The 12,031-nt window shown below is 61.5% G+C and carries 13 protein-coding genes; 4 read left to right on the plus strand and 9 right to left on the minus strand.

Going from position 1 to position 12,031, the window contains the following annotated elements; genetic code table 11:
- Positions 1-26 precede the first annotated feature (26 nt).
- Positions 27-1,193 (minus strand): AlgP family protein, encoded by a 1,167-nt coding sequence (locus AC3WRD_RS04385; protein WP_102620730.1) that lies wholly within the window; start codon positions 1,191-1,193, stop codon positions 27-29.
- Between the two features lie 192 nt (positions 1,194-1,385).
- Here AC3WRD_RS04385 and AC3WRD_RS04390 point away from each other — a divergent pair, with 192 nt between their 5' ends.
- Positions 1,386-2,051: an FKBP-type peptidyl-prolyl cis-trans isomerase gene (locus AC3WRD_RS04390; protein ID WP_096817361.1), complete on the plus strand. Its 666-nt coding sequence runs from the start codon at positions 1,386-1,388 to the stop codon at positions 2,049-2,051.
- A 59-nt stretch (positions 2,052-2,110) separates the two neighbouring features.
- Here AC3WRD_RS04390 and rsd read toward each other — a convergent pair whose 3' ends face one another.
- The 7 genes from rsd to AC3WRD_RS04425 form a co-directional block, all read right to left on the minus strand.
- Positions 2,111-2,569 (minus strand): sigma D regulator, encoded by a 459-nt coding sequence (gene rsd / locus AC3WRD_RS04395; protein WP_085731442.1) that lies wholly within the window; start codon positions 2,567-2,569, stop codon positions 2,111-2,113.
- A 185-nt stretch (positions 2,570-2,754) separates the two neighbouring features.
- Positions 2,755-3,306: a disulfide bond formation protein B gene (locus AC3WRD_RS04400; RefSeq protein ID WP_096817359.1), complete on the minus strand. Its 552-nt coding sequence runs from the start codon at positions 3,304-3,306 to the stop codon at positions 2,755-2,757.
- A gap of 217 nt (positions 3,307-3,523) precedes the next feature.
- Entirely contained in the window at positions 3,524-4,762 is a 1,239-nt protein-coding gene (locus tag AC3WRD_RS04405) for a heme biosynthesis protein HemY (protein ID WP_102620729.1), read from the minus strand.
- Positions 4,759-5,901 carry a uroporphyrinogen-III C-methyltransferase gene (locus AC3WRD_RS04410; protein ID WP_102620728.1) on the minus strand — a complete coding sequence of 381 codons (1,143 nt, stop codon included), beginning with the start codon at positions 5,899-5,901 and terminating at the stop codon, positions 4,759-4,761. The genes AC3WRD_RS04405 and AC3WRD_RS04410 overlap by 4 nt, the downstream gene beginning before the upstream one ends.
- Positions 5,902-5,917: 16 nt before the next feature.
- Positions 5,918-6,685 (minus strand): uroporphyrinogen-III synthase, encoded by a 768-nt coding sequence (locus AC3WRD_RS04415; protein WP_096817353.1) that lies wholly within the window; start codon positions 6,683-6,685, stop codon positions 5,918-5,920.
- Positions 6,682-7,623: a hydroxymethylbilane synthase gene (gene hemC / locus AC3WRD_RS04420; protein WP_096817351.1), complete on the minus strand. Its 942-nt coding sequence runs from the start codon at positions 7,621-7,623 to the stop codon at positions 6,682-6,684. The genes AC3WRD_RS04415 and hemC overlap by 4 nt, the downstream gene beginning before the upstream one ends.
- A 138-nt stretch (positions 7,624-7,761) precedes the next feature.
- Positions 7,762-8,508, minus strand: coding sequence for a LytR/AlgR family response regulator transcription factor (locus AC3WRD_RS04425; RefSeq protein ID WP_096817349.1), 747 nt, complete (start codon positions 8,506-8,508; stop codon positions 7,762-7,764).
- 471 nt (positions 8,509-8,979) lie between these two features.
- Here AC3WRD_RS04425 and argH point away from each other — a divergent pair, with 471 nt between their 5' ends.
- Complete coding sequence (argH, locus tag AC3WRD_RS04430; RefSeq protein WP_096817347.1) at positions 8,980-10,374, plus strand: argininosuccinate lyase; 1,395 nt, start codon at positions 8,980-8,982, stop codon at positions 10,372-10,374.
- Between the two features lie 60 nt (positions 10,375-10,434).
- On the opposite strand, the gene AC3WRD_RS04435 is transcribed toward argH, so the two are convergent.
- A complete protein-coding gene (locus AC3WRD_RS04435) occupies positions 10,435-11,094 on the minus strand; it encodes a glutathione S-transferase family protein (RefSeq protein WP_096817345.1) in 660 nt (219 codons plus the stop codon).
- A gap of 123 nt (positions 11,095-11,217) precedes the next feature.
- On the opposite strand from AC3WRD_RS04435, the gene AC3WRD_RS04440 reads away from it, so the two are divergent.
- Positions 11,218-11,502, plus strand: coding sequence for a hypothetical protein (locus AC3WRD_RS04440; protein WP_102620727.1), 285 nt, complete (start codon positions 11,218-11,220; stop codon positions 11,500-11,502).
- A 191-nt stretch (positions 11,503-11,693) separates the two neighbouring features.
- Positions 11,694-11,939, plus strand: a complete 246-nt coding sequence (locus AC3WRD_RS04445) for a TIGR02647 family protein (protein ID WP_007951883.1) — start codon at positions 11,694-11,696, stop codon at positions 11,937-11,939.
- The last annotated feature ends 92 nt before the right edge of the window (positions 11,940-12,031 follow it).

Genomic DNA, 12,031 nt, shown 5'->3' on the forward strand with positions numbered 1-12,031 from the left:
CGCCCCCCCCCCCCCGCGACCGGTGCTTAGGAAGCGCTGGTCGGGTTGCTGGCGACGCTCGACACCGGTGCCGACGATGGCGCGGTGGTGGTCGAGGTAGTGGCGGCGGATGCAGGTGCTGCGGTCGATGCCGGGGTTGCCGGCGCGGCTGGCTTGGCAGCAGGTGCAGTAGCCGGTTTCGCTGCAGCTGGCTTGGCAGCGGCAGGTTTTTTCACGGCAGGTTTTGCGGCGGGTTTCGCTGCTGGCTTGGCGGCAGCCGCTGCTGGTTTAGCGGTAGCTGCTGGCTTGGCCGCAGTAGTTGCAGGCTTGGCGGCGGTGGCCGGTTTTGCAGCAGGTTTAGCCACGGCTTTTACCGCAGGCTTGGCGGCTGGTTTCGCTGCAGGTTTAGCGGCAACCGGTTTGGCCGCGGTTTTGGTTGCTGGCTTGGCAGCAGCCGTTCTGGCCGCAGGTTTTGCTGCCGGTTTAGCGGCGGTTTTGGCGGCTGGTTTTGCAGCCGGTTTGGCAACTGCGGTTTTCGCCGGAGCAGCTTTTGCAGCAGCGGTTCTCGCGGCAGGCTTGGCAGCTGGTTTGGCAGCCGCTGGTTTGGCAGCAGCCGGCTTGGCGGCAGCAGGTTTTGCCGCGACGGTTTTAGCCGCAGGTTTTGCAGCGCTGGCGGCTGCGGGTTTCTTCGCTGCAGGTTTTGCGGCGGCTTTCACTGGCGCTTTTGCCGGGGCTTTTGCAGGTGCCTTGGCCGGGGCTTTTGCAGCAGGTTTGGCGGCCGCTTTTTTCGCAGGCGCCGCTGCCGGCTTGGCCGAACGCAGGGACAACGCCTTGCCGACGGCTTCTTGAACACGACCGACACCCTGGGCCAGTTTCAGGCTTTCCTGGGCATCGCGCTTGAGTTGCAGAATGTAGCTGCGGGTGTCGGACTGACGATCCTTCAACGCATCCAGCAGGTCTTCGAGTTCCTTCACGGCACCCTTGGCCTTGGTCTGCGCCTTGGCTTTACCGGCTGCGGCTGCGTCCTGCAATTTGGTGCGGGATTTGTGCAGTTTTTCTTGCGCCTTGCCGCGTTGCTTTTCCAGTTTGGCGAGCAGTTTTTCAGCATCAGCCAAGGCTTGGGAGCAAGCGTTTTCCAAATGTTCGAGCAGGCTGCCCGAGAGCTGTTGGAGTAAGTGCAACGGAGTATTTACAGGCTTCTTGGTGGCCGACATGGTTTACCTCCTGGCTGACGTGAGTGCGGCTCATACTAGACCTCTGCTGCTACCGCCGCTAGGGCATGTTGACAGTATCGAATGCACTCGGTTGCAGGCTTGCGAAAAACTTCTGCACATTGCTCAAAGCAGTTCACCGGTGCAGACGTTCGCGCTGGCATAATCCACCGCAATTCAGGACGGAGAGTGCCCATGTCGCGCTACTTTTTTTTATCCCTCTGCATGATCTTTTCGGCGGTTCAGGCCGACGAAAAAAACACCGCGAACGATGCTCATGATCTGGCCTACAGTCTCGGCGCGAGCCTCGGTGAACGGCTGCGTCAAGAAGTGCCGCAGCTACAGATCCAGGCATTGATCGAAGGTCTGCAACAGGCCTATCAAGGCAAGCCGCTGGCCCTGAGCGAGGCACGTATCGAGCAGATCCTGGCCGATCACGAATCGCAGACGGCCGAGCATGCCGCCATGCCGTCGACTGAAGCTGCGATGGAAAACGAGCGACGTTTTCTCACCGCCGAAAAAGCCAAACCGGGAGTGAAAGAGTTGGCCGACGGCATCCTGCTGACAGAGCTGGCGCCGGGGAATGGCACCAAGGCCGGCCCGGATGGAAAAGTACAGGTGCTGTATGTCGGTCGACTGCCGGACGGTACCGTGTTCGATCAGAACACTCAGCCTCAGTGGTTCAATCTCGACAGCGTGATCGCCGGATGGCGCACCGCGCTGCAAAACATGCCGGTGGGTGCGAAGTGGCGATTGGTGATTCCATCGGATCAGGCTTACGGCGCCGACGGTGCCGGCGACTTGATCGCGCCGTTCACACCGCTGGTGTTCGAAGTCGAATTGCGCGGCGCGACCAGTTGATCGCCCAATAAAAAACGGTGCGCTGTTGGCGCACCGTTTTTGTGTCTTGCAGGGTCGGTTCAAGCCTGAACCGAATCCTCTTCCTTGTGGGCGGTATGCAGCACTTCGATCAGGCAGTCTTCCAGTTCGAAGCGCTCGTGGAGCAGCCCACCCAGCTCCTTGAATTTTTCGGCAACGCATTTGCCTTCATCGCAAAGGTCATTGAAGGCCAGCAGTTTTTCCGTGATGACATCGATGCGCGGATAAATCGTCTCGGCCAGTTCCAGGCCGCGCTTGTCGTTGAAGGCCTTGGCCTCGCCCGTCAGCTGTTCGTAGATTTCGAAATGCCCGGCCGACACGTAATCGACCAGCACGCCGCAGAATTCCTGCAAGGGCTTTCGATCCACGGAAAGCGACTGAGGCTCTGCGCCCAGCTTGTCGTAAGCAGCGATCAGCTCCTCACGCTCCTGGAGCCAGCGGTCGATCAGCAGATGAACTCCACCCCAACGTTCCTGAGCATTCTGACAACTTTCGAGCATGGCGATCTCTCTTCCCTTGTGGGTCATGCTGCCCTACTCCCGCGCCCCTTCTTGTGGGTATTGCTTTGAGAGGCGGCCAGGCAGAGCGTCATCGAGCAACACAAATCCAATGACACGTGCGGGCCAGATTATGCCCGCACGCCTATGGCTTCAAGGTACGCAGGAGAGAAAGTTCATACAAGTGTTTAATCCCCGAGCAGCGCCCGGTGCGACGCTTCGCCGCTGAGCGGTCGTTGCAGAGCGCTCCAGGCCAGCCGCAGCAACTGGTAAACCGCCAGGATCGACAGCGCGACGAAGAACAGCAGGCTCCACTCCGGAATGCTCAGGTCAAACAATGTCCAGGACAATTGCGCGCAATCCTCGCTGTCGTTGAACATCCGCGCCAGGGCGCAGAGCCAGGGCAGAGAACTGAAAAGCTCTTCCGGGTTGGGTGCGCATTGCGCCAGGTGATGCATCGAATCACTCTGCAGCAGCACCTGCCGCCAGGCCGCCATCGTTCCACCCAGAGCGGCTGACAACGCGCCAGACCAGTAGAGCGACAGACCGAAACGACCGGGCCCATGCACAGCCGCCACGCCACAGCAAACGGTGAGAATGCTCAGGAAAAGCCGTTGCACCAGGCACAGGCTGCAAGGCACCAGGCCGACCGCGTACTCGAGGTAATAGGAAGCTCCCAGCGCCAGTGTTCCCGCCGTGAAAGCCATAAAAAACAGGGAGCGTGAGCAGGTCAACGACATGGGTTATCCGTAACAATAAAGACAGGCAGTTACGGTAGAGGAAAGGGACGCGGCCTTTCAAGGCGGGCCGCTGACGACACTTCACCAGAAGTGTAGGGAAATCCCGACAGGCTTGAGAGGAAAGGAAGTAGGCCTCTGTAGGACTTTGCCTCAGAAGCGAATTAGCGGTAACTATTCAGTCGAGAACATGAGCGAGGGAGCGCACTCCCTCGTCCATTCAGGCGTGAACCTGTACCGGCAGAGGCGCGGCCAGCAGGCGCTCATCCAACAACCCCAGACCTTCCTGGAACAGTTGGTTGCTGCGTTCGGTATCGCCGAGTCGGGCCAGCAATCGAGCCAGTTCCGCACAGGCTTCCGGGTTGCGCTGCGTACGCAGGCTGCTTTCCAGGTAGTCCCTCGCCTTGCCCCACAGACTGGCTTGCAGGCACAGTCGACCAAGCGTCAGCAGCAGGCTCGGGTCGGCGGGATGATCCTTGAGCCAGCCCTCGGCCGCTTGCAATTGACGCGTCGGATCACTGCCGCGCACCAGGCCATAGAGGCGCGCCAAGTGACTGTCGTACTTGCGCTTGAGGGCGTTGCGCAGCACCTCTTCCGCTTCGACCTGAGCGCCGAGCTGGCGCAGTTGCTCAGCGTACGCCAGGACCAGCGGAGGCTCCTGACGCTGCGACGAGGTCAGTTGCTGCCAGGCACGATTGAGCGACTGCAGACCCACCGCGCCATCTTCCTCGCGATGCGCCGCCAGCGACAGGTTCTCACCCCAGGCACGACGCTCCAGCTCGGCCAGTTCGGCAGGAGGCAGGACCTTGTCCTTGCGCAGTTCGGGCAGCATGCGGATCACCGCCGACCAGTCACCACGCTGTTGATGCAGGCGCTGCAACTGACGCAGGGTCTGAACGTTATGCGGATGACGCTCGCGCATCGCCTGCAAGGTCACCAGCGCACCTTCGGTATCGCCACGGTCGGTTTGCAGTTGCGCATGACTCAAGGCGATCGCCAGCTCAGCCTGAGGCTGACGTTCGAGGGCGCGCTCCAGCAGACGATCACTTTCCTCGTAGTTGCCTTGCTCGTTGGCGGCACGGGCGGCGCCAAGGTAATACAGCAACGGTTGACGCTCGGCCTCGGCGGCCCGGTAAAGATGGCGCTGGGCACTGGCCCAGCGACCTTCGGCCAGATCCAGTTGACCGTGCTCGATCGCCACTTGTACGCGTCGACTGCGGTTGCGGCGCGACCACGGATTGACTACGCCACCCGAAGTCAGCACCAGCTCGACCAGCGCCTTGATGCCCCAGATGAGCAGCCATAACACCGCCACCAGCGCCAGCGTTGCCCACAGACTCGACTCATAGCGGAAGCTTTTGTAGGCAACCAGCACGTAACCGGAATGCTCGGCGATCGCCAGACCGAGCGCCGCCGTCGCAGCAATCACCAGAAACACGATGACATACAGACGCTTCATGGCGTGGCCTCCTGCGCGGTGCTGGCAGCAGGTTTGGCGAAGGGTTTCACCGAGTCTTTAGCGTTGACGTTACGTCGCTCAAGATAGGCCTGCACAGCGCTGAGGGTGCCCGCCAGATCCGGGGTGACGACTGTGACCGGTTGCTTGCTCAGCTCCGCCACTTGCTCGAGCATGATTTTGCTCTGCGGGTTGTCCGGGTTGAAATTGCCCTTGAGCACATCCCGCGCCTCAGCCAATGCCTGGGTGTACACCGGCGCCTGACCGTTGAGGGCGGCCCATTGCGCCTGCTCGAGCGAAAGGCTCAAGGCCAGACGCACCTGGCTCAGGCTCTGACCGGCAAGCAGCGGCCGGACTTTTTTGTCCGCGTTGAAATCGATACGGATGTATCGCGAGATCTGATCCCACCACTGCGACCAGCGACTGGCACCGTCGCCATCGGCAGTCAGACCCAGCAGGGAATCACCGCGATCCTTGTACTCAGGTGCCAGCTCGGTGAGCTCGATGACCTGATCGCGCAACGCACCCAGTCTCAGAAACAGACCGGTACGATCAGGCTGTGCGGTGCTGCGCAGCGCCACCAGGGTTTTCGCCACTTGCTCGCGCGCGGCAAACGAACCCGGGTCGTTCTGCTCGCGCAGGATTTCATCGGCGCCCTGCACCAGCGCCTGAGCGCTGCTGATGTCCTGCAGGGCCGAAAGACGCAGGCTGGCCAGACGCAGCAAATGCTCGGCCTCGGCCAGGCGCCAGTCCTTGCGGCTGGCACCGAGAACCGTTTCCAGACGTTGATTGAGACGCTGCTGATCACCTTGAAGCTGCGTCACCAGACGCTGGCGGTCGGCGAGTTCGTCAGCGCCCGGCAACTGCCCGAGGCGCTCGGTCAGACGCTGGTCGTTGAGTTTCAGGGTCTGGGCCTGGTCACTCAACGCCTGTACCTGACTCAATTGCTCCTGAGTGTTGGCTTGCAGGTGTCGCACCTGCCAGACACCCCAGCCACCCACTGCGATACCGGCAGCGCCGAGCAGCAGCGCGACAATGGCCAATCCGTTGCCTCGGCGCGGTTCAGCGGCCGGTGGCGGTACTTCAACCGGTGCATCGATCACAGGTTGAACGTCATCTTTAGGCAAGGCTGTTTCGCTCACGTATCCATCCTTTGCATTAGAGAACGGGCACGGGATGCTCCCGTAACGCCGTCAGCAAGGCCGCGGCACTGGCGCCGCGACAATCCACAACTGTTCGGGCCCCGGCGGCACGTGCCTGCTCGGCGACCCTTGGGCTTGGAACAAACAACGGCATCTGCGCAAGCACTGGCCAAGTGTCGCCGGCCAATTGGCGCAGGTGCTCAAAACCCTGTCCACTGCTGACCACCAGCCCGTTCAGGCGTTCCGCCTCAATCCGTCGGGGCAGTTCCCGCGGCGGATAGTCCGGCAGGTCACGGCGGTACAGTTCCAGATACTCGACACTAGCACCAAGCGCGCGCAGGCGCTCGGCCAGCAGCTCGCGACCGCCCTCTCCGCGCAGGATCAACACCGGCGCGCCGGGCTGTGCGACGGCGTCGAGCAGACGCGGCAATTGCAGCAAGGCTTCGCTGTCATCACCCTCGTCCGGGCAGTGCGCATCCAGGCCCCGATCCCGAAGAATCTGCGCCGTCGCCGCGCCAACGCTGAACCAGGGCATGGCCGGCAGCGACGCCTCATCGGTATCAATCCATTGCACGGCGATACGCGCCGCCGGTTTGCTGACCACGATCACCGCGCTGTAGCGCGACAACCGGGCAAACGTCTGGCGAATTGTGTCAGAGACCGGCAGCGGCGCGATTTCCAAAAGCGGCAGGCAGCTGCTGAAAATCCCCTGTCCGGCCAGCACCTCGGCCAGCGCCTCGCAATCGTCAGCGGGACGCGTCAGCAGCAGGCGCCAGGCAGTCACTCGTGACCTGCCTCGCCGTAGACAGCCTTGAGAATGTCGGCGGCACCCTGGCGGAGCAAATCTTCAGCGACTTGCACGCCCAGCGTTTCAGCGGCAGCGCGTGGCGCACGGGCTTCGGCGCTCAGCAGCTTGCCGCCGCTCGGCTCGCCGACCAGACCACGCAGCCACAACTGCTCGCCTTCAAGCACGGCGTAACAGGCGATCGGCACCTGGCAGCCGCCATTCAAGTGTTTGTTGAGGGCACGTTCGGCGCTCACGCGGTCAGCGGTATCGGCGTGATGCAAAGGCGCGAGCAAGGCATGGATTTCGGTATCGGCACTGCGGCATTCGATACCGACGGCGCCCTGGCCACCGGCCGGCAGGCTGTCATCGACGCTGATCGCCGAGGTGATGCGATCTTCGAAACCGAGACGAATCAGGCCGGCCGCCGCGAGAATGATCGCGTCGTACTCGCCGGCATCGAGCTTGGCCAGGCGGGTATTGACGTTACCGCGCAGGAAACGGATTTCCAGGTCGGGACGGCGGGTCAGCAACTGCGCCTGGCGACGCAGGCTGGAGGTGCCCACGATGCTGCCGGCAGGCAATGCATCGAGGCTGGAATAGTTATTGGAGACAAAGGCGTCACGCGGGTCTTCGCGCTCGCAGATGCAGAACAGTCCGAGGCCTTCGGGGAAGTCCATCGGCACGTCTTTCATCGAATGGACGGCGATGTCGGCTTCGTTTTCCAGCAGCGCGGTTTCCAGTTCCTTGACGAACAGACCCTTGCCGCCGATTTTCGACAGGGGGGAATCGAGCAGCTTGTCGCCACGACTGACCATGGGCACCAGCGTCACCAGCAGTCCCGGGTGGGCTGCTTCCAGACGGGCTTTGACGTATTCGGCCTGCCAGAGGGCCAGTGCACTTTTGCGGGTGGCGATGCGGATTTCGCGAGAGGACATGGATCAATCCGTACTGAATAGATACGGCGGATAATAACAGCTCAGCCAAATCCACTTTGACCTGAATCAGAAACGGCGTGGCCTCCCTGGCCGGCAATGCCTGGTGAAAAGAGTTGAGAGCCGCCCGACGCCTGCGGACTAAAGCCCTTGCATCATTTTGCGCACGCCCGCCACATGCCGGCGACTGACGATCAGCGCGTCACCGTTCAGCCCCTTGAGGAACAACTGGAAGTGGCCCAACGGCGTACGTTGTAGTCGCTCGATGCGGTCTCGAGCCACCAGCGCGTTGCGATGGATGCGCACGAAGCGCTCGCCGAATTCGTCTTCCAGGGCCTTGAGGGGCTCGTCCAGCAGGACTTCACCGGTTTCATGGCGCAAGGTCACGTATTTGTGGTCGGCAATGAAGTACACCACCTGATCCAGCGGGATCAGCTCGATGCCTTTGCGGGTTCTCGCGCTGATGTGGCTGCGCGGGCCGGTGCCGCTTTCGGCGGCGGGACGAGTCAGGGCCGAAAGCTGAGCCCGATTCGGACGTTCAGCCCTTTTCAGGGCTTCCTGCAGATGTTCGGTTCGCACGGGTTTCACCACATGGCCCACGGCACTGGCCTGCAGGGCCTCCAAGGCAAATTCATCGATACCGGAGCAAAACACCACGGCGGGCGGGGTTTCGCGTTCGCACAGGCGGGCAGCCACTTGCAGGCCATCGAGGCCTGGCATGCGGATATCGAGCAGCACGATATCCGGCTTGTGGCTGTCGATCAGTGCCAACGCCTCTTCGCCATTGGTGGCGCTGGGCTCCAGGACTGTGTAGCCCTCGAGCTCGCTCACCATTCGGGCGAGGCGCTCGCGGGCCAGTGGTTCGTCATCAACGATCAGGACATTCATATTGCGCTGGATTCCTGCGTGAGTCTCGCACAAGGATAGCGTAGACAAGTGGAGTGACGTCCGTCACCGCGATCCACGCTAAGACTAGCGCGAGCGGCAAAAAGTGCCGTACGTCGGCCGGCAATATTTGCCGACACCCGGGACGCACCACTCAAAGCTCGCTGCTGTCTGCGTTTTACGCAGGGTATGCCGATGGTCAATACACCCACCCCTCTCTTCTTATAGTCGGCGGCCAGACCTTTGCGCGATCCACAGTTGCGCCGACCCTTAGTCCTACTGTAGACGCTCGCCGGGCCGATATTGCTCAATCGGAAAATATCCTTGAGCAAATCCCCCGGAACCGGCGGCGACTATGAACCCCGACATGAGAAAAAAACGTATCGACCAGTGTCAGCGACAGGATTGGCAACCCTGTTATTATCCGCGCCAGCGTTTCACGCCTTCTTTCTTCAAGCCGATACGAGCGAATTCATGAGCACTGACAAGACCAATCAGTCCTGGGGCGGCCGCTTCAGTGAACCCGTCGACGCCTTCGTCGCCCGCTTCACCGCCTCCGTCACTTTCGACCAGCGCCTGTATCGCCACGACATCATGGGCTCGATCGCCCACGCCACCATGCTGGCCAAGGTCGGCGTGCTGACGGATGCCGAGCGCGACAGCATCATCGATGGCCTGAAGACCATCCAGGGTGAAATCGAGGCCGGCCAGTTCGACTGGCGCGTCGACCTCGAAGACGTGCATATGAACATCGAGGCGCGCCTGACCGACCGCATCGGCGTGACCGGTAAAAAGCTGCACACCGGCCGCAGCCGCAACGACCAGGTCGCCACCGACATCCGCCTGTGGCTGCGCGACGAAATCGACCTGATCCTGGCCGAGATCACCCGCCTGCAAAAAGGACTGCTGGAGCAAGCCGAGCGCGAAGCCGGCAGCATCATGCCGGGCTTCACTCACCTGCAGACCGCCCAGCCTGTGACCTTCGGGCACCACATGCTGGCCTGGTTTGAAATGCTCAGCCGCGACTACGAGCGCCTGGTCGACTGCCGCAAGCGCACCAACCGCATGCCGCTGGGCAGTGCCGCGCTGGCCGGCACCACCTACCCGATCGACCGCGAATACACCGCGCAACTGCTGGGCTTCGACGCCGTCGGCGGCAACTCGCTGGACAACGTGTCCGACCGTGACTTCGCCATCGAATTCTGCTCGGCCGCGAGCATCGCGATGATGCACTTGTCGCGCTTCTCCGAAGAGCTGGTGCTGTGGACCAGCGCGCAGTTCCAGTTCATCGATCTGCCGGACCGCTTCTGCACCGGCAGCTCGATCATGCCGCAAAAGAAAAACCCCGACGTGCCAGAGCTGGTACGTGGCAAGACCGGCCGTGTGTTCGGCGCCCTGATGGGCCTGCTGACCCTGATGAAAGGCCAGCCGCTGGCCTACAACAAGGACAATCAGGAAGACAAGGAGCCGCTGTTCGACGCCGCCGACACCCTGCGCGACTCGCTGCGTGCCTTTGCCGACATGATCCCGGCGATCAAACCGAAGCACGCGATCATGCGTGAAGCAGCGCTGCGCGGCTTCTCCACCGCCACCGACCTCGCCGACTATCTGGTTCGCCGTGGCCTGCCGTTCCGTGACTGCCACGAGATCGTCGGCCACGCCGTGAAATACGGCGTCGACACCGGCAAGGATCTGGCGGAAATGAGCCTGGAAGAACTGCGTCAGTTCAGCGACCAGATCGAGCAGGACGTGTTTGCCGTGCTGACCCTGGAAGGCTCGGTGAATGCCCGTGACCACATCGGCGGCACTGCGCCGGCGCAGGTCAAGGCTGCCGTAGCTCGCGGTCAGGCGCTGATCGCCAGCCGCTAAAAGCATCGCGGGCAAGTCGAACTATCGACTTGCCCGCGAACTTGTTTCAGAACAAAACTTCTACTTTTTGGCCGCGATCATCGCCAAAAACGTCGGCATCGCCGCTTCCTTGTCCGCTGCGATCTTCTGCACATGCGGATTCTGTTCAAGTCGCTCCAGCAGCGCCTTGGCCTTCGGCATGTCCGCCAGCAGATCCAGACCGAACAGCTTGTGCCCCACCGCAGCCGCCAGCGGCACGCTGTAGAGGAAGTACAAATCCGCAATACTCAGGCTGTCGCCCGCCACATACGGGGCAAACTTGCCGTGACGGCCCAGTGCCGCAAACCCCAGCAGCAATTCAGCCTTGGTTTTCTCCTTGATCGCCTCCGGCAGCGCCGCGCCGAAAAACGCTTCGCCGTAACAGGCACGGGCCGGCAACTCGATGTACAGCTCGATTTCCTTGGCCACCGCCAGCACTTGAGCGCGCGCAAACGGATCGCTCGGCAGCAGCGAGACACCCTTCTGGGTGCTTTCGAGGTATTCGAGCATCACCATCGTTTCGTTGATGTAGCCACCTTCGGCGCCCAGCACCGGCACCTTGCCGCGCGGGCTGATGGCCAGAGACTCAGGCGTAGGCGTCGGGTAGAACGTGACTTCCTCGAACGGCAGGCCTTTTTCCAGCAGCGCCAGTTTGACCATGTTGTAGTAGTTGCTGACTGAGAATCCGTAGAGCTTGAACATCACATAGCCTCCAGGCCGTGCGGGGTGGGCAGTGCCTGTTTATAGATCGCTCCGGGGAATCCTGCCAGCAGCATCACGCCGCTGAATGCGGGTAAACTGGCGCCTTTCCTTGAGGAGCCTGCCATGAGCGAGCCGACAGACATCGATAACGACGAAGAAGAGTTCACCGAGAGCACTTTGATCGAAGCCATCGAAAACCAGATCGAAAGCGACAACCCGCCAGCGGCCAAGGCGACGTTCAACAAGCTGACGCTGGTCGGTTATGAGCGCGAAGACATCCTGAATCTGATGGCCCACGTGCTGGCTTACGAGATCGACGCCATGCTCGATGACGACCGCGCGTTCAATACCGAATGGTACGAAGCGGCCCTTCGTGCACTGCCCGAGTTGCCACCGGAAAAGGCTTAACCGGGCAACCCGATGTGGGAGCAGCTCTGCTCCCACACAATTTGTCACCCATCTCTGCGGCCTTCTCCCGGCCCCTGACTACACTGGAATCCACCCCCGAGACAAAAACCCCGACGCACACTGGACAGGTCGCGCCGGCAGGTTCACCTTAGGGGCGCTGTCGTCCAATTCCTAGAAAGTCTGGAGTCCTTATGTCGCTTACCCCTGAGTTGGTTGCCGAACTGGAAGTCCTCGCACTCTTCAACCTGGACAGTTCCCAGGAAGGCCTGAAAATTCATCAGACCGCTGCCCCGAAGCACATTGCTGCTGCCCAACGCCTCTTTGAAAAAGAACTGACAGACCAGCCTGATGGCGGTTACCTGACCAGCCTCGGTCGCGATGCCGCACAAAACGTGCAAACCGTACTGACGATTCTGAAAGAGCAACAAACCGCCTGATCCTCCCGACTTTGCCCACGGAAACCTCTGCCACGGGATTTCCGCGGGCCAGCCCGGCTGCAAGCCATCGCCGCGCGGTGGAAATCTGACGT

The organism is Pseudomonas sp. FW215-R2 (genome assembly GCF_058789255.1).